The sequence below is a fragment of the Microbacterium sp. LTA6 genome (assembly GCF_045690355.1).
In the GTDB taxonomy this organism is placed as follows: Bacteria; Actinomycetota; Actinomycetes; order Actinomycetales; family Microbacteriaceae; genus Microbacterium.
Window position 1 is genome coordinate 2,697,484 of the sequence record NZ_CP147855.1, and the last position, 22,528, is coordinate 2,720,011.

The following is a 22,528-nucleotide window of genomic DNA, read 5'->3' on the forward strand; positions in this document are numbered from 1 at the left end:
TGCTGCGTCGCCATCGCAACTCACCGGTTCCAGCGGGTCGTACCCGGATGCGCTGCGAAGGCTCGACATGCCGAACTTGTCATTCACCCAGGTCGCGCAGCTGGTCGGGCCCAACCATCGGATGACGTTCTTCCAGGCCAGCTGGGACGGGGGCGAGACGATCGTGCGTGACCTCGAGGTCACGCACGACGGCGGCTGGTTGGCGGTGACCGACCCCGCGCATCGTTTCGATGAGCAGTGGGTCGTGCTGAAGGGAGCCCTCCCGTCCGGCAGCGCGCCGGAGCTCTACGGACCGCTGAGCCCGAGTTGGCTGGGCTTCACGTCTTTTCAGCTCCTCGGCTCGCAGGCGATCGAGCTGTCCACCAGCATCGATGACGTGGATCTCGTCGTCCGTTGGCGACTCGAAGGCGAGAACCCCGAGGCCCACTACGTGCTGACGGCGAAGAACGCCGGTGACTACATCGTCGGGTACCAGAGCCAGGATGCTCGATCGCTCGACGATCTCGATGAGGTCCTCTGCGGCTCCTACCAGCACGCGCTCTCCGTGGTCGACGGGTCGGCGCCGCTGGGAGCATGGGAGCTGTTCGCGCCGATGGCGCTGACGCAGTACGCCGTCGGCGATGCGGCGGTCACGTCCGGGGTCTACCTGCCGGCCGAAGTCGCCGAGTTCGTGCATGAACGCCAGCTGATGTCGGATCGGCAGCCGTACGGGATGAGTCTGCGCAACGACAGCCTCGACATCGTGCCGTCGATGTACGCCCCGCAGCCCGGTCTCACCACTGCGATGGCGGTCGGCGAGCAACGCGGCTTCGCCTTCGGCCTGGCAGCCCGTGCCGACACCCTGTACGGGACGTACTCTCAACTGTGCCGGGGCGAGTACGGGCTGACGGCCTACCGGCACAACGTCTACGAGCGTTCGCTGACCGATGCCGTTCACGCCATGACCGAACTCATCGCCATCGAACCGGACGGAGATGACTCCGTCGACTACATCCCCTCGTTCTCCGGCTGGTGGAATCGCGCCAAGGGCTTCGTGGATGTCGAGAATGAGAATGCCGTGCGCACGGCGGCCAGTGGGGTGGTGCTCGCCGCGCACTACCTGACCGGGACCGCGGACAGCACCCTCTACGAGCGTCGCGCTCGACCACTCATCGAGTACCAGCTGTCCCGCAAGGGGATCGGCCATTCGCCGGTGATCGGGAGCCCGGTCTACAACGACACGACGCAGTACCGGATCGGCAGGATCCCCACGGATGCGGTGAATCTGACGTCGCTCTATCAGCTCACCCACGGCCGGAACGCCGGCATCCAGAGACTCGCGGTGCAGGCGACCAAAGCGGGCGTCGTCGGACAGAGCCGGGCGCCGTTCGCGAACGCGCTGGCCACGTATCGGGTCACGGGGGATCCTGCCTACCTCGCTGAGGCGACCTTGATCGCCAAGCGCTACGTGCAGGAGCAGATCCTCACGCCGTACCGGGGCAACGGGCAGCCGCCAGGAGGCTTCGCCTACAGCTTCTCCAAGTACTGGGTCGACCTGCTGGAGATGTTCGAGGTGACGGGAGAGCAGGAGTTCCTCGACGGCGCGTATCGGGAGGCTCAGCGTTTCATCACTCAGACCGCAGTCCGTCCGGTGCCGGATCAGACGGTGACCGTACCTGACGGGCACGTGATCACACAGCAGTACGACTGGGAGTCCCGCACCTCCCTGCCGTCCTATCCGAACACCGATGTCCCCACCGAGACCGTACCGGCCTGGTACGTGTCGCCCTCAGGGCTCACCTTCGAGGCGCTGTCGTCGTTCAAACTCGGTACCAGTTCGCTGACCGATCCCGGCGGCGGGTACGTCTACAACGCCTGCTGGTCCGGCGCGCTGCTCCGGTTGGCGCACCACACCGGTGACGCGTTGCTCGCCGATGTCGCGCACAACATGGTGATCGGCCGCTTCACCACCTACCCCGGCTACTACGGTCGTCAGTTCCAGGTCGCACAGATGAAGCCGGACTTCGCCACCAATGGGCCGGTCGGGATCACCGGGTACTACTTCCATCACGCACCCGCTCAGCTCGGCCTGGCGATGGACTACCTGATCAGCGAGAGCTTCTACCGCAGCGCGGGCAACATCGACTTCCCGCACGTGTTCGAGGCTGACTTCGCCTACTTCAAGTTCTTCGCCTACGGCCACGCACCTGGCACCTTCTTCGGTGAAACTGCGGTCTGGCCGTACTTCCCTGCCGGCATGATCTCGCTCGACAACGCGCTGATCAACTGGCTGACCGCGATCGGGAACGACGCCCTGTACGTCAGTCTCACCAACACCGCAGCCAGCGCGCAGCAGGTCGTCGTGGATCTGGCGGGGGAGCTGACGGGGTTGCGGCGCAACTCGGCGACGGCCGTCGAGATCGTCACTGCAGACGGTGCCCGCTCCTCTCAGAACGCCTACCAGGGTCGTGTCACGGTCACGGTGCCAGGGCACGGCCTGCTCGCACTGATCGTGAGGAATGTCGTGGTCGAACGACCGGGGCTGCCCTTCGACGACATCGCCGATCACGGCACCGACAGCTTCCACGAGGTCGACTCCGATCCGGCCTCCGACTACGGAGTCGCACGTGGCATGCTCCTGGTGCGACCGGATCGGAAGGGCTACGACGCCTACGTCCAGATCGACACCGAACAGCAGGCCACTCTGACCTATCGAGTCGGTGGGAAACCCCCGAAGCAGGCGCCAGCCAAGAACTACCCCTATGAATGGACGATCGGCGTCGGCAACCCCGCCAAGACCTTCACGTATGCGATCACGGCCGGCGGGGTGACCACGGACGAGGTCACGCTGCGCCTCCCGAAGCGGATCACCGGCGCCAATCCCGGTGTGGTGGGAGACGTCGTCGCTCAGGCCACCGGCACAGCAGGCGACCGCGTCCCGTTGATCATCGAGGTGCGCAACTCCACAGACGATCCGGTCACCGGAACCGTGACGGTGACCGTGCCGACGGGCTGGCAGCTCGAGTCGGCCGTTCCTGCGGTCGTCGCTCCTGCGAACGGATCCGTGCGGGTGGAGGCGGCCGCCATCATCGCGTCGGCTGCCGCGCTCGGCGAGGTGCAGATCGCGGCGTCCCTGGCCATCCCGGGGGACGATCCGGTGACTCTTCGCCCGGCAGCGATCGAGGTCATCGACCGCCGACGCTTGGTGTCGCTGACGACCGACACCGCGATCGTCAGCGGGCCGGGGGCGACAGCGCAGTTGACCGCACTCGTCATCAACACCGGCGTCACCCCGCTGCACGGCGCGCTGGCACTCTACGGTGCCGCCGGGTGGACCATCACCCAGCGGGATGCCGTCATCGATGTGCCACCGCGGTCCGATCTGACCCACACCTGGACGGTGACAGCCGGCCCAGGGGTCGCGCCGGGTTCGACCATCCGGTTCGAGGCGAGGCTGGACCAGACTCTCCGTCGCGGCGTGCTGGTGCGCGTTGCCGATGAGGGAGTGATCGCGCACACCCAGTCGCCATGGCCGGGCTACCTCGAGGCCGGAACCTGGTACCCGAGCGGCCTGTCAGGGTGGAACGGCACGCGCACGCGCTACAGCGACACGGATTCGGTGGGCAGCACCGTCACCTGGAATGCGAATCTCCTCCAAGCGGGCCTGTACCGCGTATCCGTCTGGTACCCGACGAACCCGACGACCACTACGTCGGCGGCCTACATCGTCGAGCACCAGGCAGGCAGCACCGAGGTGATCGTGAACCAGACCGAGGATGCTGCAGCCTGGCGTTCGCTCGGCACGTTCCGGTACGACGCCGGCGCCGTCGGCGTCGTGCGTCTCGAAGTCCGCAGCACCAGCATCCACCGCGTCAGCGCCGCGCAGTTCGTCCGAGTCGGGGACTGATCCGGCGGACCCGGAGGAGATGAGAAGAGGCACCGCGGTCTCCACCGCGGTGCCTCTTCCGTCGTGCTTCCCGACGTTCAGCGCCGCACGAACTCCTTGATCACGTTCTCGTCGACCGTGACGCCGAGGCCCGGCCCGGTGGGCACGACGAACCCGCCGTCGGGCTTCACCTCGAGCGGCTCCGTGAGGATCAGGTTGGCGACGGGCAGGGTGAACGGCTGATACTCGAACGCGAGCAGCGACGTGGCGCTCGCCGCGACGTGCACGCCGGCCGCCATGGCGATACCGAAGGCTGCGGAATGGTGCGGCGCGACCTGAACATGGAACGCGTCGGCGACGGCCGCGATCGCGAGCCCTTCGGTGATCCCGGTGCGGCCGATGTCGGGCTGGGTGAGGCCGACGGCTCGGCGGGTGAGCCAGTCCGTGAACTCGAAGCGGCTCCGCATCGCCTCGCCGATCGCGACCGGAGTGTCGATCGACGAGGCGAGATCGCGGTGACCCTCGACATCTTCGGGCGCGAGGGGCGCCTCGAAGAACCAGGCCTTGCGCTCATCCAGTTCCCGTCCGAGCGCCTTGGCCTCGCCGAGTCGATATGTCCAGTGCGCGTCGAGTGCGACATCGAGATCCGGATGCACGGAGCGGATCGCGTCGAAGGTCGCAAGGTCGGTGTGCAGGTCGGTGCCGAGGTGCAGTTTGATGCGTCGCACACCCGCTTCGACGAGCTCAGCCGCGCGCTCCGCCCGATCGGAATCGTCGATTCCGCGGATGCCGGACACATAGGTCGGCAGGGTTTCGGTGAATCGGCCACCGGCGAGTTCCGAGACCGAGAGGCCGGTGGCGTGACCCCAGAGGTCCCACAGCGCGATGTCCACGGCGGCCATCGCGTCGGCCTGGTGGCCGGTGAGGTGCCCGCGCTCACGCATCGATTCGGACATGCGGTGCCAGAGGGTGCGCACCGATCGCGGATCCTCGCCGAGGATGAGCGGCGTGAGCAGGTGATCGACGATGGCCGCGGCGACTTCGGGTGCGACGGGAGCGAGGGCTTCGCCCCAGCCCACCAGGCCGTCATCGGTCTCGATCTTCACGAGGAGGGTCTCGTATCCGGGGGAGTACAGGCTCCGCCACGGCGGCCTGATCATGTACCCGCGGTGCTCGATGGCCGTGTCGCCGGCGTACGAGTTGTCGGCATCCTCCTTCGACAGGAAGAGGGGGAAAGTCTGGACGCGCGTAATTTTCACAAGGGTCTCCGAAGACATCGATGGGAAGAGAAGCCGTCGACGTCTGTCGCGGCGGTGAAGACGAAGTGCCGCGACAGGCGTCGCGGCGGGGCGGTCAGAGCGCCGCGAACGCCGCCGCGCTGCGGGAAGGGCTGTACCCGAGGGCGACCGAGATCTCGTCAGCGGCTTCGATGAGCTGCAGCGCGAGCTCCTGGTGGGGTGCGTGCAGGTCGAGCACCGACAGCGGCCCGCTCGCGGAGAGACCGGCGATGATCTCACCGGCCCTGTTGTGGATCGGGGCGGCGATGCACGCTCTCCCGAAGGCGAGCTCCTCGATCTCGGTGGCGTAGCCGCGGCTCCGCGTCTCTTCGAGGGCGAGCTGCATCGCATCGCGATCGACGATCGTGTGCGGAGTGAACCGCTGCGGTGTGTGGTCGAAGTACTCGTCCACCTTGCTGCTCGGCATTCCGGAGAGCAGAGCCTTGCCGAGGCCGGTGGCGTGCAGGGGGCCGGTGCGACCAGCCATCGCGAACGACTTGGGCGCCAGAGCGCCCTCGAAGTTGCAGAGGTAAGTGAAGGTGAAGCCGCTGAGCTCCGCGACGTTCACGCCGATCTCGATGCGGCGGGCGAGGTTCTGGGCGATCTGGCGCGAGGCGCGGAAGAGCGGTGAACCGTTGAGCGCGATCGTGCCGAGCGAGATCGCGGCAGGACCGAGTCGATAGAGGCCGGTACGGCCGTCCTGGACGACGAACTTCATGCGGTCCAGCGCAGACATCATGCGAGAGACCGTCGACTGCCCGAGTCCGGTGAGCGTGCAGAGCTCGGAGACTCGCAACTCGCCCGATTCCTCGGTGAAGCATGCGAGCAACGACATCGCCCGTTCGACGGTCTGGGTGCCGCCCACCGATTCCGATGCCATGTGAATCCTCCTCCATAGTGTCGCCGCCCCGGGCGACGCTGCGACTCGACGCCGCTGCCAGTCATCCTAGTGAGACAAATGGCACCAAGCAACACAAATGTGGGTGTCTTATGCATTTTGTGGATTTCGAATCCGCAATGTGGTTGACTAGCCGCACGTCAACGTCGACGACTGTGACGACGACGTGCAGGGCCCCGTACGGGGTCGCCCCTACCCGAAAGTGAATGCAATGCCACAAGCCATCCTCGAGCGGCCCGCGAGCCGCGAGCGGGTCGAGCCACGCTCCGGGCGACGGTCCACGCTGGGTGCGAAGGACCGCACCTTCGGTTTCATGATCGCACTTCCCGCCGTTCTGCTCTTCCTCGTGATCGCGATCTTCCCCCTTGTCTCGAGCATCGGCACGAGTCTCTACGACCAGTCGCTGCTGCGCCCTGAGCGCACCTTCGTCGGATTCGGCAACTATGTCGCCATCTGGGACGAGTTCGCGGCCAGGCTCGGCACCACTCTCGTGTTCTCGACGCTCTCCACGATCTTCCCGCTCATCCTCGGCCTCGCCCTCGCGATTCTGCTGAACGCGCGCATGAGGGGCCGCAACATCCTGCGCGGTGCCCTCATGCTGCCTTGGCTGCTGCCCGGCGTCGTCGTCTCGTTCCTCTGGGCGTGGATCTTCAATGACAGCTACGGCGTCGTAAACCATGTGTTCGCGATGTTCGGGCTGCCGGAGATCAGCATGCTCGGCAATCCCACCGGTGCGATGGCCGCGGTGGTCATTGCGAAGACCTGGCACTCGTTCCCCTGGATCATGGTCGTCGCGCTCGCCGTGCTCCAGACGCTGCCGAGCGAGCAGATCGAGGCCGCGACGATCGACGGTGCCACGCGCGCGCAGCGCTTCCGGCACATCTCCCTTCCGCACATCGCGGGGCCGGTCGCGCTCGTCACCGTTCTGGAGTTCATCTACAACTTCGGCAACTTCGACACGATCTTCGTGATGACGGGCGGAGGGCCGGGGAACTCGACCACGACCCTCGCCGTCAGCCTCTATCACCTCGCCTTCGGCAGCTACGAGCTCGGCAAGGCCTCTGCAATGGGTGCGCTGTGGCTTGTGCTGCTGGCCATCATCTCGAGCGGCTATCTGCTCCTCAACCGACGACTGGAGAAGTGATGCGCCGTAGTCGCGACATCGGCGAGTCGATCATTCGCCCCCATCTGTCCATCCCAGGGCGGGTCCTGCTGGTGCTGCTCGCTCTCTTCGGCCTGCTGCCGGTCTACTGGCTGACCGCCACGGCGTTCACGAAGAAGGAAGACGTCTTCTCTCTCGATCGCCCGTTCTTCCCGGTCGACCCGACCTTCGAGAACTTCATCGGATTCTTCCAGAACGACGCCCTGTTGAAGAGCCTCGTGAACAGCATCGTGGTCTCGACAGGCACAGCGGTTCTCGCTGTTCTCGTCGGTGGTCTGATGGCGTACTCGCTCTCGAAGTTCCGCTATCGCGGTCGCAACGCCATGATGTTCATGTTCCTGATCGGACAGCTCATCCCCGGGGCGCTGCTGCTCATCTCGCTGTATCTGATGCTGAGCTCTGCGGGACTGCTGTATACCTACGCGGCACTGATCATCTCGTTCACGACGTTCACGTTGCCGCTCACGGTGTTCCTGTTGAAGGGCATCATGGACGGACTGCCCGACGACATCCTCGAAGCCGCGAAGGTCGACGGGCTCTCCCGCACGGCGACGATGTTCCGCATCGTGTTCCCGCTCGTCGTGCCGGGTCTCATCACGGCCGCGATGTTCGCGTTCATGCGCGGTTGGAGCGACCTCCTCTTCGCGCTCACGCTCGCAGGCCCCGACAAGCAGACTCTGCCGGCCGGGCTCACGCAGGCGTTCATCCGGGAAGGCACGGCCGATTGGCCGGCACTCATGGCGGCATCCCTGATCACGTCGCTGCCGCTCGTCATCATCTTCATCCTCCTCCAGCGCTACTTCGTGTCCGGCCTCGCCGCCGGCGCGGTCAAGGGGTAGCCATGCGACACCGAAAAGTCAGAACCGATCACCCCGACGAAGGAGCAGTTTCCATGAACATCTCGAACTCGCAGTTGAGCCGCCGCGCCTTCCTCGGCGGCAGCACCGCCCTGGCCGCCTTCGGCGTCCTCGCCCTCGCCGGCTGCGCGACACCGGCAGCGCCCGGAACCGGCGCCGGAGCCGGCGCCACTGCGAACGCCGCGACCAAGGCCAAGTCGATCAACTTCTACGGCAACTCGCTCGGCGAAGAGGCGTTGAAGGCAGCCTGGCAGGGGATCCTCGACGGCTTCTCCAAGGATGCCGGCGTGAAGGTGGCCCCGGTCATCTACCCGTACGATCAGGCCGCCACGCAGCTGGCTCTCACCGGTCGCTCCGGCAAGCTCATGGGCGTAGGGCAGTCGGGTGGCTGGCAGGTGCTCACGCCGATGAACGTGCTCGCCGACCTGTCCGAACTGGCGGAAGGTCTCGGCATCCCGCAGGGTGTGCTCGATTCGTACACCATGGACGGCAAGCTGCTCGTCCTGCCGCTGACGGCTGCCGGGATCGGCATGATCACCAATGGTGAGATCGCGAAGAGCGTCGGCATCAAGTCGGGCATGACGGTGGAGAAGTTCGCGACGGCGCTGGAGAAGATCAAGGCGCAGGATTCGTCCTTGATCCCGTACGCCGCGGTCACGAAGAACCCCGACCTGAAGGATGCCGTGCACTGGATGTGGGGCTTCGGAAGCGATGTCGTCACTGACGACCTCAAGTGCACCATCGGTGACGCGGAGAGCGTCGAGGCCATGACCTGGTACAAGTCGCTGCTGGATGCCGGTCTCACCCAGACCAATGTCGCCCGAAGCGACGCTCGCATCCTGTTCGCGAGCGGCCGTGCGGCGCTCTACGACGATGCCCCGCTGGCCTCGACCTTCGTCAAGACGAACGGTGCTGCCCAGAACATCATCGACAACATCGGCGCGATCGCCCGGCCGACCGCCGGAGGCAACGACTCCTACAACCGCGCCTGGGGCGGCGGCCTGTTCGCGAGCGCGGGCGAGGGAGAGCTGACGAGCCTCGAGTTCATCAAGTACGCGGCGACGAACGTCAAGGCCGCGACAGCCCTCTACGAGAAGTCCGCGGTCGCTCCGGCGGCCAAGAGCGTCGCCGACCAGATCCCGTCGCTCGCAGCGGACAAGTTCCAGGTCGCCTTCCGCACCGAGGTGTCGGAGCACGCCAGAGGCGCGGCGTGGGATCGTGTCGCGGTCACAGCGCAGATCGACGCGGCGATCGGCGGCGGCGTCGCGACGATTCTCGCCGGTCAGGTCGATGTGCAGGCCGGTCTCAACGCGCTGAAGAAGGAAGTGCAGGGGCTGCTCGACGCGAACTCCTGAGCTCGCCTGCTGCTGACGCTCGCCGCACTCGGATCTCCCCGGGTGCGGCGAGCGTTTTGTCGTGGGCGTCGCACGCGGGCAGAAGGCGCTGGGGGAGAAGGCCGGAGGGGGGAAGGCCGGAGGCGGAAAACGCCGCTGGCCCTGAGCCGTCGCAGAGACGGCTCAGGGCCAGCGGGTGGATGCGGAGGCGGTCAGAGCCAGCGTTCGCGCAGTACCGGCTTCAGCCATGCGGCGGGGGAGGAGATCGACAGTCCGCCGTCGACGGCGATCGACGTGCCGGTGACGAACGACGCGGCGTCCGACGCGAGGAACGCCACGACCGATGCCACTTCCTCCGGGCGTCCGATCCGACCGAGCGGGTAACCCTCGCTCTCCCCGGTATCGGTCGCGGAGATGCTGCCGGGCTGCACGGCATTGACGCGGATGCCGCGTGGGCCGTAGTCGAGGGCCAGTTGTCGCACGAGCCCGTCGACGCCCGCCTTCGCCGCGGCATAGGCGGGCAGGGCGGGAGCGGCGAGGGAAGAGTTCACGGAGGTCACCGCGACGATCGACGAGCCGGGAGCCAGGCGTGGCAGCGCCGCACGGGCGACGAAGAACGCCGAGTCGAGCGTGGCGCCGAGCGCTCCTCGCCAGTCATCGTCACTCGTCGCGTCAGCGCGGCCGATCGGCATGCGCCCGGCGGCGAGAACCACGACGTCGAGCCGTCCGAGAGCCTGCTCGGCATCGGAGACGGCACGTTCCGCGGCATCCGACCTGCTGCAGTCGGCCACGAGGTAGCGCTCGAAGACGGCGTCTGCCGAATCTTCGAGGCCGACGCCGATGACGGCGTCCCCGCCGGCGGCGAAGGCGCGCGCGATCGCGAGGCCGATATCGGAGCTGCCGCCGATCAGCAGCACGCCGCGGCGAGTCACACGCGCACCTTTACCGGCAGCGGAGGAAGAGCGAGCTCCTCGACCACGAGGTCGACGGCCGCGCGACTGCCGGCGTCGAGGCGAGCGGCGGGGTAGCGCACCGTGGCGTGCTCGATGATGCCACGCGCGACGAGCACCTCTTTGTGCACCGCCCATGCGATGCCGCCCTGCAGCCCTATCAGCACGAGGGGGAGCATACGACGAAAGCCCGCCCGTGCCTCGTCGACGCGCCCGGCGATGAAGTCCGCCAGCACCGGACCGAGCAGGTCGGGGAACTCGCAGGCGGGCATCGTCCCCACGGCGCCGCGTGCGTACTCCTCGAGGCAGAACTGGGCGTTCTGGCCGCCGAGCACAGCGAAATCGGCATCCTTGATCGCGTCGACCACCGCGCCCACCTTGGGAGCTGTCGGCGGCGCCTCGACCTTCACCGAGTCGACCCCGTCGAGGCCGGCGAGCTCGGCGATGAGCGACGGTGTCATGCTGACGCCCGTGACGCCGGGGGCGTCCTGCACCATGACGGAAAGCGACGTGGCCGCAGCGACCTCGCCGTAGAAGTCGACGAGTGTCGCCGCCGGCGGCTTCACCATGAAGGGCGGGAGAACCATGAGCGCGTCGGCGCCGCCCTCTTCTGCGAGGAGCGCCTGCTCGATCGAGGTGGCGGTCGAGGTGCCGTTGACGCCCGCGATGACCGGGACGCGGCCCTCGACGAGCTCGACGACATCACTGAGGATGGTGCGCCTCTCCTCGGTGGTGAGTGCGAACCCCTCGCTCGCCATTCCGAAGACGGCGACGCCGTCCACGCCGGCGGCGAGCTCGAATTCGACCAGGCGGCGCAAGCCATCGCGGTCGAGGGCGCCCGTCTCATCGAACGGGGTTGCCAGAATCGGCATCAAGCCGTGGAGTTTCAGAGCCATCAGCTGTTTCCCCGCTTCAGCATTGTCGTTTTCCTGTTTTCGCAAGTCGTATGCATATTGTGAGATAGTCTGCCACATAACGGTTGCAGCCACCACTGAAAGTTGACCCGGATGCCGCGCTCACATCTCTCCAGAAACGTCGAGATCATCTCGGACGAACGCTACGTACAGGCAGAATCGCCCCGCTGGGACGCCCGTGACGGCAGCCTCGCCTGGATCGACATGGCGACGGGAGCGTTCCACCGCGGCCGCCTCGAGAACGGGATGGTCATTCCCGGGTCTGCCGTATCGGTCGGCCGTCAGATCGGTGCCCCGGCTCCGCTCGCCGAGCCGGGAGCTGGCTGGGTGGTGGCGGTCGACCGCGACATCGTTCATGTCAGCGACGAGGGTGTTGTGTCGCCCCTTGCGACGGATATCGCCGCGCCAGGGCACTACATGAACGACGGCGGCGCCGATCCGTCCGGCCGCTTCTGGGTGGGGAGCCAGTCGATGCCGCGGGCACCGCACTGCGCGCTGTGGAGCTTCGGTCCGGATGGCGTGGCGACCGAGAGGCTCAGCGGGGTGACGGTCTCGAACGGACTCGCCTTCGATCACACCGGCTCGACCCTGTATTACATCGACACGCTTCCGAACCGCAGTATCGAAGCGTTCGATGTCGCGGCGGATGGTCAGCTCTCCGGCCGCCGGACGATCTGCCGCGTCGACGGAGGCAATCCTGACGGCATGACGATCGATCTCGAGGGCATGCTCTGGGTGGCCGTATGGGATGCCGCAGAGGTGCGTCGCTATTCACCGACCGGTGTGCTGGTGCAGACGATCGAGCTTCCGGCGAAGAGGCCGACCGCTGTCGCTCTCGTCGATCGACTGCTCGTGATCACGACCGCAAGCATCGGACTGCCGCAGCCCGGCGAGGCGGATGGCGCGTTGCTCGGTGTCGAGGTCGAGATCGGTGGGACTCCGGCCCTGCCATGGGGCGGGTCGGGGCGATGAGCGTCGTCGACAACGCAGGGCTGCGGGAGCGGGTCGCGGCGAGCCGACTCATTGCGATCATCCGAGGAACGGATGTCGATGCCACGGTGGCGACGGCACTGACCCTGATCGATGCCGGCATCCTCACTCTGGAGATCGCTCTCACCCTCGATGACGCCGAAGCGGCGATCGCTCACGTCGTGCAGGACGCACCGGTGGAAGCTCTCATCGGCGCGGGTACCGTGCTCGACGAGGCCGATGTCGACCGTGCCGTGTCTGCCGGTGCGCAGTTCATGGTGACGCCGACGCTCACCGCCTCGGTCGAATACGCGGTCGGGCAGGGCATCGGTGTACTTCCCGGCGTCTACACGCCCACCGAGATCCAGCGGGGGATGGACCTGGGCGCGGCCGCGGTGAAGCTGTTTCCGGCGTCTGCGCTCGGCCCCGGCTTCATCCGCGCCGTCCGCGATCCCTTCCCGGAGGCCAGGATCATCCCCGTCGGCGGCGTCACCGTCGACACGATCAGCGGCTACCTCGCTGCCGGGGCGTTCGCTCTCGGTGTGGGCGGCCCGCTCGTCGGTGACGCGGCGACCCCGGGGGGAGACCTGAGTGCGCTCGCCATGCGGGCGCGGGCGTTCGTCCAGGCGGTCCAGGCCCGCTGACCGGGCTTCTTCCTTTCGTCGTCACAGAGAGAGGGGCCGGGAACCTTGCGGTTCCCGGCCCCTCCAAACGGTGACGTCAGTGCGTGTCTTCCGCCTCGATCTCGGTGCGGTCGCCCGACCACTGCGTGTGGAAGGTGCCCGGCTTGTCGATGCGCTTGTAGGTGTGCGCTCCGAAGAAGTCGCGCTGTCCCTGGACCAGAGCGGCCGGCAGACGGTCGGCACGGATGCCGTCGTAGTACGACAGCGACGACGAGAACGCGGGCGCGGGGATGCCGGCCTCGGCGGCCGCGACGACGACGCGGCGCCACGCGGACTGGGCGCGTCCGAAGACCTCGGCGAAGTACGGGGCGGTCATCAGCACCGGAAGCTCCGGCTCAGCGGCGTAGGCGTCCGCGATGCGGTTGAGGAACTGGGCACGGATGATGCAACCGCCGCGCCAGATCTTGGAGATCGCACCGAGGTCGATGTTCCAGTCGTACTCGGCGGCACCGGCGCGGATCTCGTCGAAGCCCTGCGAGTAGGCGACGATCTTGGAGGCGTACAGCGCGAGGCGAACGTCCTCGATGAAGGCGTCATGGTCGGTCACGGTGAACTCTTCGTCCGGGCCGGGAAGAGATCCGGCGACGGCGCGCTGTTCCGGGTGCGAGGAGAGCGAGCGGGCGAATGTGGCCTCGGCGATGCCGGAGACCGGCACGCCGAGTGACAGGGCCGTCTGCACCGTCCAGGCGCCGGTGCCCTTGGCGCCGGCCTGGTCGAGGATGACATCGACGAGCGGCTTGCCCGTTGCTGCGTCGACCTGACGCAGCACCTCGGCGGTGATCTCGATGAGGTACGACTCGAGCTCGCCCGCGTTCCATTCGGCGAAGATGTCGGCGATCTCGGCCGGCGACTTGCCGGTGCCGCGGCGGATGAGGTCGTAGGCCTCGGCGATGAGCTGCATGTCGGCGTACTCGATGCCGTTGTGCACCATCTTGACGAAGTGCCCGGCGCCGTCGTGGCCGACGTGCGTCACGCACGCTTCGCCCTCGGCGATCGCGGCGATCGAGGTCAGGATCGGGCCGAGCGTGACCCACGACTCGTCCGAGCCGCCTGGCATGATCGACGGACCGGTGAGCGCACCCTCTTCGCCGCCGGAGATGCCGGCGCCGACGAAGTTGATGCCCGTCTCGCGGACCGCCTTCTCGCGGCGGATGGTGTCCGGGAAGTATGCGTTGCCGCCGTCGACGATGATGTCTCCGGGCTCGAAGACCTCGACGAGGGAGTTGATCACGGCGTCCGTCGGACCGCCGGCCTTGACCATGATGATCGCGGTGCGCGGCTTCTGCAGCGAGTCGGCGAACTCCTGGTAGGTGTGGGCAGGGATGAATCCGGCCTCGGGGTGCGCGTCGAGAACACCCTGGGTCTTCTCATAGCTGCGGTTGAAGATCGCGACGGTGTTGCCCTCGCGGCTGGCGAGATTGCGGGCGAGATTCGAGCCCATGACGGCGAGTCCGACGACTCCGATGTTCGCTGATGCTTCGGGCACTGAGGAGCTCCTCGATCGTGAAGAAGTGGGGGTGACTTTCAGCGTATCGCTGTGTGCGGGTCAATGCGTTTCTGTGTCGCGGGATGCCACGAAGCGGCGGGTGACGGCGATGTCGCGATCGCCGAGCCCGGCGGCCACGAGCTCATCGAACGCATGGCGCAGGGTCGGCAGAAGCACAGCAGACGTTCCGGTGGCCTCCGCGATGTCGGCCGCGAAGCGCAGGTCCTTCAGCATGTACTTCGCCATCCCGCTCGGCGAGTCGTCGCCGGTGACCAGTTTCTCCCTGCGGCTGTCCAGCAGGCGGGATCCGGCGTAGCCGCCGGAGAGCAGAGTCCACATCGCATCGAGGTCGAGACCGGAGCGCTCGGCCAGGACGGTCGCCTCGCCGAGCGCCAGGATGGTGGCCGAGACGACGAGTTGATTGCAGGCTTTCGCGACCTGGCCGGCACCGAGCGGGCCGAGATGAACGGGGCGGCCGCAGGCGGTCAGAATCTCCGCCGCTCGTTCGGCATCCTCCTCGTCGCCGCCGAGCATGATCGACAGCGTGCCGGCCTGAGCGCCGTCCTCACCGCCGGACACTGGGCAGTCGACGACGCGCACGCGCCCGTCGGACTGCGTGTGCAGCCGGTCGGCGAGAGCGCGGATTCCAGGTGCGGACGACGTCGATCCGATCAGGATCAGAAGGTCGCCGGTTCCGGCGAGGAGGCCGTCCTCGCCGTCGAGAAGCTCTTCGAGCTGCGGGAGGTCAGGGAGCATGGCGAGCAGGACGTCGACCTGGGATGCGAGTTCGCGGGGCGAGTCTGCCCACGAGGCGCCGGCCGCAATGAGCTGCGGCTGCGGGCGCCGTGCATGGATGACGAGTGCGCCGCGTGCGGCGAGGAGATGCTCGGCCATGGGGTGCCCCATGGCGCCCAAGCCGATCACGCCGACGGTGGCTGGAGAGGAGGACATGGCGACATGGTACCGAACATCCAGCTGATCGAACAGTGTTCAGCCGAATGGATTTGCGCTAGAGTGAGCGGATCGAGAGTCTGCCCGAGGAAGGGACCAGCATGTCGGAGATCAAGAACAGGCTGCGAGTCGTCCTGGCGGTGCCGCTGTCGGAGGAGCACTGCCGGTTGATCGAGGAGCTCGAACCGCGGGTGGAACTCATCCGCGATCACTCTCTCATGCATCCCATGCGCGGACCGGCCGACTGGTCCGGTGACCCCGATCATGTACGCACACCACAGGAGCAGTCGGCATTCGACGACATGGTCGATTCCGCCGACGCGCTGTTCGGCATTCCCGATGTCGATCCTGCGGCACTCGCGAGAACGGTCGCCGCCAACCCGCAGTTGCGCTGGGTGATGACCACCGCTGCCGGCGGGGGCAGCCAGGTCAAGGCGGCCGGACTCGCCCGCGAAGCGCTCGATCGCATCGCGTTCACGACCAGTGCCGGTGTGCACGGCGGTCCGCTCGCCGAGTTCGCGGTCTTCGGCGTCATCGCCGGAGCGAAAGGTCTTCCCCGGCTGCTGGCAGATCAGCGGGAGCGCACCTGGCCGGAGCGCTGGGAGATGCGTCAGGTCGATGAGATGACCGTTCTCATCGTGGGCCTAGGCGGCATCGGCGCCGAATGCGCCCAGCGTTTCCATGCGCTCGGCGCCCGCGTCTGGGGCACGACGCGCTCCGGCGAGCCCATCGACGGCGTGGACCGGTTGATCCCGCTCGACGAACTCGTCGACGCTGCAGCAGAAGTCGATGCCATCGTCGTGACGCTCCCCGGCACCGAGCAGACCCATCACCTCGTCGGTGCGGACGTGCTCGGCGCGGTCCGGCCCGGCACGATCCTCGCGAGCGTCGGACGTGGCACGGTGATCGATGAGGACGCACTCCTCTCGGCCCTCGACGACGGGCGCATCGGGTTCGCCGCCCTGGACGTGTTCGAGAAGGAGCCGCTCGATCCCGTATCGCCGCTGTGGTCGCACCCGCAGGTTCTGGTCAGCCCGCATACGGCGGCGTTGAACTCCAAAGAGGAGGAGCGGATCGCGCGGAGGTTCGCCGAGAACGCGGCGCGCCTGCTCGATGGCGCACCGTTGCGCGCCGTCGTCGATACCGTCGAGTTCTACTGATTTCCAGCAGGGGGCGAAGAGTGGCGAGCGAAGACGATCCGCGAGAGGCCCGTGACCCGGCGCCGGCCGTCAGCAGGAGCATCCGCCTGCTCGGAATCCTCGCGGAGGCCGACCGGCCCCGTACGCTGACGGAGCTCGCCGCCGATCTCGGACTCGCGAAGTCGTCGACAGCGAATCTGTGCCTCGCCCTCGAAGCGGGCGGGATGGTCGAGCGCACGGCGCTGGGCTACCGACTCGGGCTGCGCACCGCGGAGCTCGGCGGTGCGTACGCCGCGCAGTTCAATCAGATCCGCGAGTTCTACAGCGTGTGCGAGAAGTCGCCGACGCTGTCGGCCGAGCTCGTCCAGGTAGCCGTTCTCGACGGAGCGGATGCGCTGTACCTCGCGCGTTACGAAGGTTCGAGATCGCTCCGACTGGGCACCCCGCTCGGCTCGAGGCTGCCCGCGGCGCTTTCTGCGACGGGGCGGGCGCTGCTCGCGGCGATGTCGGATGCGGAAGTCGTCGCGTTGATCGGTGCGGATGCCGAGTTCCCGGCGCTCACCGAGCGCAGCACGACGACCATCGAGGGTCTTCTCGAGGTACTGGGGACCGCGCGCCGTCGCGGCTGGGCGCTGGATGCCGAGGAATCGTTCCGCGGCATCGTCGGCGTCGCGGTGCCGCTCGACGGCTGGGCGCCGTCCGATCCGCCGCTGGCCCTGGGCGTCGCGATCCGCGCGATGGATGCCGACTACGAGCGGATCGAGCGCGTCGGTCAGGCGCTGCGCGACGCCGCCGCTGCGCTCACGAACCCGTTCAGCGCCGCCGCTCGCCGCTGATCCCGAGGCGCCGCGAGATCGCGATCGGCGGGTCGCGATGTTCGTCGTGCCCGCGATCGGCGGCTGCCGATGTCCGTCGCGCCTGCCGGTAGGCCGAGGGCGAGGGGGCCGAGCCGCGGTGGCTGTACAAAGTATTGAACATGGGCCAACCCGCTGGTACAGTCATCTCAACGCCGCTGGCGAAGCCGATCGAAGGAGATGGCAATGACCGACTTGCGCACCACCGCGAAAGCCCCGTCCGATGACCCCGAGTACGCCGCGAATCTTCGCCGAGCCACACTCGCGTCCAGCATCGGCAGCGCGCTGGAGTATTTCGACTTCGCCCTGTACGGGCTGTCGACGGCGTTGATCTTCAACGTCCTGTTCTTCCCGCAGGGGGATCCCGCGATGGCGACGGTGCTGGCGTTCGCGACGTTCGGAGTCGGCTTCCTCGCCCGCCCGTTCGGTGGCCTCTTCTTCGGGGTGCTCGGCGACAGGCTCGGACGCAAGTGGGTGCTCGTCGCAACGATCCTGCTGATGGGTGGTGCTTCCACCGCGATCGGGCTGCTGCCGACCTATGAGGCGATCGGGATCTGGGCGCCTGCCCTCCTGGTCCTGCTGAGGCTGTTGCAGGGATTCGGAGCCGGTGCCGAACAGGCCGGCGCCACCGTGCTGATGGCCGAGTATGCGCCGGTCAAGCGCCGCGGCTTCTTCTCGGCGCTGCCGTTCGTCGGCATCCAGGCCGGAACCCTGCTCGCCGCCGTCGTCTTCAGCCTGATCACGCTCCTCCCCGAGGACCAGCTGCTCAGCTGGGGGTGGCGCGTGCCGTTCCTCGCGTCCTTCCTGCTGATCCTGATCGCACTGTTCATCCGGATGCGGTTGCGCGAGACCCCGACGTTCATCGAACTCGAGAAGCACGAGCAGATCGCCGATCGACCGATCAAGGAGATCTTCACGCACGGTCTTCCCGGCGTCATCGTCGGCGTCGGGCTGCGGATGGCCGAGAACGGCGGTTCGTACATGTTCCAGAACCTGAGCCTCGCGTTCTTCGTGGCCGTCGTCGGCCCCACCGCAGACAAGAGTCTCCTCACCTGGGGCGTCACGCTCGGTTCGCTCATCGGCATCTTCTCGGTGCCGTTCGCCGGTCACCTGTCCGATCGCTTCGGGCGGCGCACGGTCTACCGCTTCGGCGCCGTCTTCATGCTGATCTACACCTTCCCCGCATGGTGGATGCTCTCGCTCGGCAACCACGCGCTGGCGATCGGCGTCATCGCTGTCGGCATCGGCGTCGCGGTCAACACCATGCTCGGACCGCAGTGCGCGATGCTCCCCGAGATGTTCGGCAACCGCCACCGCTACCTCGGCGTCGCGATGGCGCGCGAGATCTCCGCGGTGCTCGCCGGTGGAACGGCCGGTGTCCTCGGCGCCTACCTGATCGCGGTCAGCGGCGGCAACTGGGTGCTGCTCGCGATCTACATGCTCGTCCTCGCCGTCATCACCACCGCATCCACGTTCCTGGTGCCGGAGACCCTGCGCCGTGACCTCACCCGCATCGACGACGCGATCAAGGTCTCGCGCAACGAGGGTGGCGACGATGTGTTCGCCACCACGGTCACCATCAAGGCTGTCGCACCGTGACCGGCCTGCCGGCCGGCCTCGGCGCCTTCGATCTCACCGGGCGCACCGCACTGATCACCGGATCCAGTCGAGGAATCGGCCGGACGCTGGCCGAGGGCCTCGCCGCGGCCGGCGCGCGCGTGATCGTGCACGGGCGTGACGCCGCGAAGGCGGCAGCGACCGCTGCCGAGATCTCGGCTGCAACCGGTATCGACGCTCGCAGCGTCGTCTTCGATGTGACGGATGCTGCCGCGGTGGACGCCGGGATGCTCGAGGTCGAACAGTTGATCGGCACCCCCGACATCCTCGTCAACAACGCCGGCGTGCAGCGGCGTGCTCCGATCGCGGAGTTCACGGATGAGGACTGGGATGCGCTCGTGCAGACCAACCTGTCCGGCGTCTTCCACCTGTCGCGGCGCGTCGCACGCGGAATGATCGCGCGCGGCTCCGGCAAGATCGTGCAGATCGGGAGCGTGCAGTCGCAGCTCGCCCGCCCCTCGATCGCGGCCTACTCCGCGACCAAGGGCGCGATCGTGATGTTCACGAAGGGGCTGTGCGCTGACCTCGCACCTCACGGCATCCAGGCGAATGCGATCGCACCCGGCTACTTCGCCACCGAGCTCACCAGCGCGCTGGTCGCCGACGAGCAGTTCTCGGCCTGGGTGCGCGGGCGCACGCCCGCAGGTCGATGGGGCGACACCCGCGATCTCGTCGGCGGGCTGGTGTTCCTGTCCAGCTCGGCCGGCGACTTCGTCAACGGCCAGACGCTCTACGTCGACGGCGGCATGACGGCGGTGATCTGATGCGCATCGGCCGAGTGCTGACCGCGGACGGCCCCCGTCATGTCAGAGCAGAGGGTGACCGCCTGGTGCCCATCGAGGATCCGTACGCCGCGTACGCCGCGGGGCGCAGCCCGGCCGATGACGGGGAGGCGGTCGCGGGGGAGTTGCTCGCACCTGCCGTTCCCGTGGTCGTGATCGGCGTCGCGCAGAACGGGCCGGAGCACCACTCGCCCGTTCAGGCGTGGCTGAAGAGTCCGCGCACGGTGACACCGAGCGGAACGGCAGTGTCGTTGCGTCGGGACGCGGGCACGGCGGTCGCCGAGGGTGAGATCGCCGTCGTCATCGGCAAGGCGACCCTCGGGTTGACGGCGCACAACGCGCATGAGTACGTCCTCGGTGTCACGGCCGTCAACGACCTGTCGAGCCCGGACCGCGCCGAATGGGATCCGCGCAACTTCGAGTCGAAGTCCGGCGACGGCTACACGCCGCTCGGTCCCTGGATCGATACGGACGCCGACATCGACGATGTCACCCTCACCCTGGAGATCGACGGCTCGATCGTCGCCGAGACCGACAGTCGCGAGCTGCCGATGGCGATCCGCGACTGCCTCGCGTACATCGCGGCCTGGTCGCCGCTCGGACCGGGCGACATCGTGATGACGGGGGCGCCGCACTCGCAGGCGCGGGTGCTGCCAGGGCAGACGGTCACGGTGACGGTCTCGGGAGTCACTCTGGTCACACCTCTGGTGTGACCGGAGAGACCTGTGAAGATGAACGGGAACGGAGCACACGTGGAGAATCTCGCCGTCGTCGCGCATGCGGCGAATGACCTGCGCATCGAGGACGTCGGAGCACCGACGCCGGCCCCCGACGAAGCGATCGTCGACATCGCCTTCGGCGGCATCTGCGGATCGGACCTGCACTACTGGATGCACGGGGCGGCCGGCGCCTCGGTGCTCCGCGCACCGATGACTCTCGGCCATGAGGTCTCCGGCGTCGTCTCGGTGCCTGCTGCCGATGGGAGCGGCCCTGCCGAGGGGACAGTGGTCGCCGTGCATCCGCTCACGCCGCAGGGCGATGGTCTCACGCCATGGCCCGCCGACCGGCCGAACCTCGCCCCGGCATCCACGTACCTCGGCTCGGCGATGCACGTGCCGCATACCCAGGGGGCGTTCGCGCGTCGCGTCGCCGTTCCCACCCGGATGCTGCACGCCGTCCCCGATGGCCTCGATCTGCGCATCGCTGCTCTCGCCGAGCCGGCCGCCGTCGCCTGGCACGCGGTGGCGCGCGCAGGACACGTGCGCGGTCGCAGCGTCGCCGTGATCGGAGCAGGACCCATCGGGCAGCTCGTCGCCGCGGTGGCGCAGCGCGCCGGAGCCTCCTCCATCACGGTCACCGACCTGCACCCGCAACCCCGCGCGATCGCGGAGGCCCGTGGGGCGGTCGGGATCGACGCCAGGGACGCCGAAGCCATCGCCGCGCTGCACGCCGACGTCGTCGTCGAGTCCAGCGGCACCGTGCCCGGCCTGGCCGCCGCCATCTCCGCTGCTGTGCGCGGCGGAACGGTCGTGCTGCTCGGGCTGCAGCGGGCAGGAGAGATCGCCGTGCCGATGGCGACGGCGATCACGCGAGAGCTCTCGCTGATCGGATCGTTCCGGTTCGGCACGGAGTTCGGCGAGGTGATCGCGGCGCTGGCCGACGGCACGCTCGACGTCTCGGGAATCATCAGCCACGTGGAGCCGGCGCATGATGCGCTCGATGCCTTCGCGTTGGCCGCTGATCCTTCGCGATCATGCAAGGTGCTTCTCGACTTCGGTGCCGAAGCCGAAGGGGCGGATGCCCGAGATCAGTCCTTGCGGTAGCCCGACCGGCCGAGCGAGAAGAGAGCTGCGAACGTCAAGCCCGCGGCGCACACCGACATCGCTCCGATGAGCCAGAGGAGTGCGTGCGAGAGAAAGGCGCCGTCGAGCATGAGGGGTCTCCGTGTTCTGCGCAGAAAAAGCTGGTGTCCTCAGCCTACCGCGTCATCCGGTACCATTGAGGAGTACCTCGGCGAGGGACGCTTCCGCGCGTGCGAGAACGTCCGTTATCGACGCGGCGGAGCGAGCCCGGTGGCTTACCTCACGCGTTTGCGTTCGAGCCCACAATTCCAAGACCACCGCGCGGCCCCTTCGCTGCGTGCCCCGAAGGAGAATCCCCATGTCTGAAGACACCAAGGTCCACGCCGAGCTTCGCGAGAACTTCGGCAAGGGCTACGCCCGCCGCCTCCGCGCTGCCGGCAAGATCCCCGCCGTCATCTACGGCCACGGCACCGAGCCGGTGCACGTCGCGCTGCCGGGCCACCAGGTCTCGCTCATCATCCGCCGCGCCAACGCCGTGCTCGAGCTCGAGATCGATGGCAAGGGCGACCAGCTCACCCTCGTCAAGGATGTCCAGAAGGACCCCGTGCACCAGATCATCGAGCACATCGACCTGCTCGTCGTGAAGAAGGGCGAGAAGGTCGCGATCGACATCCCGATCATCGTCGTCGGCGAGTCCGCTTCCGGCACGATCGTGAACCAGGACGCGAACACCCTGTCGATCGAGGCCGAGGCCACGCACATCCCGCAGAACATCGAGGTCTCCGTCGAGGGTCTCGAGGAGGGCGCGCACATCACGGCCGCCGACGTCGTGCTGCCCAAGGGTTCGACGCTGCTCTCCGACCCCGAGGTGCTCGTCGTCGCGATCTCCGTCCCGTCCGCCGCTGAGGCGACCGAGGACGAGGCTGCTGCGGAAGAGGCCACCGAGGCCGCTGCCGAGTAATCTCCGACCGGTTCGGAACAGAGGGGA

The 22,528-nt window shown here is 67.6% G+C and carries 20 protein-coding genes; 13 read left to right on the plus strand and 7 right to left on the minus strand.

The features are described from left to right. The first annotated feature begins 67 nt into the window (after positions 1 to 67). Positions 68 to 3,886 carry a hypothetical protein gene (locus LTA6_RS12690; RefSeq protein WP_407357995.1) on the plus strand — a complete coding sequence of 1,273 codons (3,819 nt, stop codon included), beginning with the start codon at positions 68 to 70 and terminating at the stop codon, positions 3,884 to 3,886. 77 nt (positions 3,887 to 3,963) lie between these two features. On the opposite strand, the gene LTA6_RS12695 is transcribed toward LTA6_RS12690, so the two are convergent. Next, positions 3,964 to 5,124, minus strand: coding sequence for a mandelate racemase/muconate lactonizing enzyme family protein (locus LTA6_RS12695; protein ID WP_407357996.1), 1,161 nt, complete (start codon positions 5,122 to 5,124; stop codon positions 3,964 to 3,966). Positions 5,125 to 5,218: 94 nt separating this feature from the next. After that, a complete protein-coding gene (locus tag LTA6_RS12700; RefSeq protein WP_341974121.1) occupies positions 5,219 to 6,022 on the minus strand; it encodes an IclR family transcriptional regulator in 804 nt (267 codons plus the stop codon). Positions 6,023 to 6,251: 229 nt separating this feature from the next. Between LTA6_RS12700 and LTA6_RS12705 the strand changes: the two genes are divergently transcribed. Genes LTA6_RS12705 through LTA6_RS12715 form a run of 3 tightly spaced genes read left to right on the plus strand, consistent with a single transcriptional unit; the run spans position 6,252 to position 9,414 of the window. Next, positions 6,252 to 7,184, plus strand: coding sequence for a sugar ABC transporter permease (locus LTA6_RS12705; protein WP_341974122.1), 933 nt, complete (start codon positions 6,252 to 6,254; stop codon positions 7,182 to 7,184). Continuing rightward, positions 7,184 to 8,041, plus strand: a complete 858-nt coding sequence (locus LTA6_RS12710; RefSeq protein ID WP_363547929.1) for a carbohydrate ABC transporter permease — start codon at positions 7,184 to 7,186, stop codon at positions 8,039 to 8,041. Before LTA6_RS12705 ends, LTA6_RS12710 begins: the two co-directional genes overlap by 1 nt. A 53-nt stretch (positions 8,042 to 8,094) precedes the next feature. Continuing rightward, positions 8,095 to 9,414, plus strand: coding sequence for a hypothetical protein (locus LTA6_RS12715; protein WP_341974124.1), 1,320 nt, complete (start codon positions 8,095 to 8,097; stop codon positions 9,412 to 9,414). 191 nt (positions 9,415 to 9,605) lie between these two features. Here the strand turns inward: LTA6_RS12715 and LTA6_RS12720 are convergent, their stop codons facing one another. Both LTA6_RS12720 and LTA6_RS12725 read right to left on the minus strand, forming a co-directional pair. After that, entirely contained in the window at positions 9,606 to 10,325 is a 720-nt protein-coding gene (locus LTA6_RS12720) for an SDR family oxidoreductase (protein ID WP_341974125.1), read from the minus strand. Next, positions 10,322 to 11,239, minus strand: a complete 918-nt coding sequence (locus LTA6_RS12725; RefSeq protein WP_407357997.1) for a dihydrodipicolinate synthase family protein — start codon at positions 11,237 to 11,239, stop codon at positions 10,322 to 10,324. The genes LTA6_RS12720 and LTA6_RS12725 overlap by 4 nt, the downstream gene beginning before the upstream one ends. A 111-nt stretch (positions 11,240 to 11,350) precedes the next feature. Between LTA6_RS12725 and LTA6_RS12730 the strand changes: the two genes are divergently transcribed. Both LTA6_RS12730 and LTA6_RS12735 read left to right on the plus strand, forming a co-directional pair. After that, the gene (locus tag LTA6_RS12730) at positions 11,351 to 12,229 is read left to right on the plus strand and encodes an SMP-30/gluconolactonase/LRE family protein (protein WP_407357998.1); all 879 of its coding nucleotides are present in this window, start codon (positions 11,351 to 11,353) and stop codon (positions 12,227 to 12,229) included. Beyond that, the gene (locus LTA6_RS12735; RefSeq protein WP_407357999.1) at positions 12,226 to 12,870 is read left to right on the plus strand and encodes a bifunctional 4-hydroxy-2-oxoglutarate aldolase/2-dehydro-3-deoxy-phosphogluconate aldolase; all 645 of its coding nucleotides are present in this window, start codon (positions 12,226 to 12,228) and stop codon (positions 12,868 to 12,870) included. Before LTA6_RS12730 ends, LTA6_RS12735 begins: the two co-directional genes overlap by 4 nt. A gap of 76 nt (positions 12,871 to 12,946) precedes the next feature. Here the strand turns inward: LTA6_RS12735 and gndA are convergent, their stop codons facing one another. Both gndA and LTA6_RS12745 read right to left on the minus strand, forming a co-directional pair. Then, positions 12,947 to 14,350 carry an NADP-dependent phosphogluconate dehydrogenase gene (gene gndA / locus LTA6_RS12740; protein ID WP_407359278.1) on the minus strand — a complete coding sequence of 468 codons (1,404 nt, stop codon included), beginning with the start codon at positions 14,348 to 14,350 and terminating at the stop codon, positions 12,947 to 12,949. A 105-nt stretch (positions 14,351 to 14,455) separates the two neighbouring features. Next, the gene (locus LTA6_RS12745; RefSeq protein WP_407358000.1) at positions 14,456 to 15,346 is read right to left on the minus strand and encodes an NAD(P)-dependent oxidoreductase; all 891 of its coding nucleotides are present in this window, start codon (positions 15,344 to 15,346) and stop codon (positions 14,456 to 14,458) included. A 101-nt stretch (positions 15,347 to 15,447) separates the two neighbouring features. Between LTA6_RS12745 and LTA6_RS12750 the strand changes: the two genes are divergently transcribed. The 6 genes from LTA6_RS12750 to LTA6_RS12775 all read left to right on the plus strand — a co-directional run bounded on the left by LTA6_RS12750 (position 15,448) and on the right by LTA6_RS12775 (position 21,561). Further along, entirely contained in the window at positions 15,448 to 16,506 is a 1,059-nt protein-coding gene (locus LTA6_RS12750) for a D-2-hydroxyacid dehydrogenase (RefSeq protein ID WP_407358001.1), read from the plus strand. A 20-nt stretch (positions 16,507 to 16,526) separates the two neighbouring features. Beyond that, the gene (locus LTA6_RS12755; RefSeq protein WP_341974132.1) at positions 16,527 to 17,321 is read left to right on the plus strand and encodes an IclR family transcriptional regulator; all 795 of its coding nucleotides are present in this window, start codon (positions 16,527 to 16,529) and stop codon (positions 17,319 to 17,321) included. Positions 17,322 to 17,519: 198 nt separating this feature from the next. Further along, positions 17,520 to 18,938: an MFS transporter gene (locus tag LTA6_RS12760; protein ID WP_341974133.1), complete on the plus strand. Its 1,419-nt coding sequence runs from the start codon at positions 17,520 to 17,522 to the stop codon at positions 18,936 to 18,938. Further along, the gene (locus tag LTA6_RS12765; protein WP_407358002.1) at positions 18,935 to 19,720 is read left to right on the plus strand and encodes an SDR family NAD(P)-dependent oxidoreductase; all 786 of its coding nucleotides are present in this window, start codon (positions 18,935 to 18,937) and stop codon (positions 19,718 to 19,720) included. The genes LTA6_RS12760 and LTA6_RS12765 overlap by 4 nt, the downstream gene beginning before the upstream one ends. Further along, a complete protein-coding gene (locus LTA6_RS12770; RefSeq protein WP_407358003.1) occupies positions 19,720 to 20,451 on the plus strand; it encodes a fumarylacetoacetate hydrolase family protein in 732 nt (243 codons plus the stop codon). Before LTA6_RS12765 ends, LTA6_RS12770 begins: the two co-directional genes overlap by 1 nt. Before the next feature lie 39 nt (positions 20,452 to 20,490). Next, positions 20,491 to 21,561 carry a zinc-binding dehydrogenase gene (locus LTA6_RS12775; RefSeq protein WP_407358004.1) on the plus strand — a complete coding sequence of 357 codons (1,071 nt, stop codon included), beginning with the start codon at positions 20,491 to 20,493 and terminating at the stop codon, positions 21,559 to 21,561. Here the strand turns inward: LTA6_RS12775 and LTA6_RS12780 are convergent. Then, positions 21,546 to 21,671 (minus strand): hypothetical protein, encoded by a 126-nt coding sequence (locus tag LTA6_RS12780; protein WP_341974137.1) that lies wholly within the window; start codon positions 21,669 to 21,671, stop codon positions 21,546 to 21,548. The genes LTA6_RS12775 and LTA6_RS12780 overlap by 16 nt on opposite strands. Positions 21,672 to 21,898: 227 nt before the next feature. On the opposite strand from LTA6_RS12780, the gene LTA6_RS12785 reads away from it, so the two are divergent. Then, positions 21,899 to 22,501: a 50S ribosomal protein L25/general stress protein Ctc gene (locus LTA6_RS12785; RefSeq protein WP_363547896.1), complete on the plus strand. Its 603-nt coding sequence runs from the start codon at positions 21,899 to 21,901 to the stop codon at positions 22,499 to 22,501. The last annotated feature ends 27 nt before the right edge of the window (positions 22,502 to 22,528 follow it).

Coding starts and splice junctions, on each gene's coding strand:
- LTA6_RS12690 (WP_407357995.1), top strand. CDS start 68: ATGCCGAACTTGTCATTCACCCAGGTCGCGCAGCTGGTCGGGCCCAAC.
- LTA6_RS12700 (WP_341974121.1), bottom strand. CDS start 6,022: ATGGCATCGGAATCGGTGGGCGGCACCCAGACCGTCGAACGGGCGATG.
- LTA6_RS12705 (WP_341974122.1), top strand. CDS start 6,252: ATGCCACAAGCCATCCTCGAGCGGCCCGCGAGCCGCGAGCGGGTCGAG.
- LTA6_RS12710 (WP_363547929.1), top strand. CDS start 7,184: ATGCGCCGTAGTCGCGACATCGGCGAGTCGATCATTCGCCCCCATCTG.
- LTA6_RS12715 (WP_341974124.1), top strand. CDS start 8,095: ATGAACATCTCGAACTCGCAGTTGAGCCGCCGCGCCTTCCTCGGCGGC.
- LTA6_RS12725 (WP_407357997.1), bottom strand. CDS start 11,239: ATGGCTCTGAAACTCCACGGCTTGATGCCGATTCTGGCAACCCCGTTC.
- LTA6_RS12730 (WP_407357998.1), top strand. CDS start 11,351: ATGCCGCGCTCACATCTCTCCAGAAACGTCGAGATCATCTCGGACGAA.
- LTA6_RS12735 (WP_407357999.1), top strand. CDS start 12,226: ATGAGCGTCGTCGACAACGCAGGGCTGCGGGAGCGGGTCGCGGCGAGC.
- gndA (WP_407359278.1), bottom strand. CDS start 14,350: ATGGGCTCGAATCTCGCCCGCAATCTCGCCAGCCGCGAGGGCAACACC.
- LTA6_RS12745 (WP_407358000.1), bottom strand. CDS start 15,346: ATGTCCTCCTCTCCAGCCACCGTCGGCGTGATCGGCTTGGGCGCCATG.
- LTA6_RS12750 (WP_407358001.1), top strand. CDS start 15,448: ATGTCGGAGATCAAGAACAGGCTGCGAGTCGTCCTGGCGGTGCCGCTG.
- LTA6_RS12760 (WP_341974133.1), top strand. CDS start 17,520: ATGGCAATGACCGACTTGCGCACCACCGCGAAAGCCCCGTCCGATGAC.
- LTA6_RS12770 (WP_407358003.1), top strand. CDS start 19,720: ATGCGCATCGGCCGAGTGCTGACCGCGGACGGCCCCCGTCATGTCAGA.
- LTA6_RS12780 (WP_341974137.1), bottom strand. CDS start 21,671: ATGCTCGACGGCGCCTTTCTCTCGCACGCACTCCTCTGGCTCATCGGA.
- LTA6_RS12785 (WP_363547896.1), top strand. CDS start 21,899: ATGTCTGAAGACACCAAGGTCCACGCCGAGCTTCGCGAGAACTTCGGC.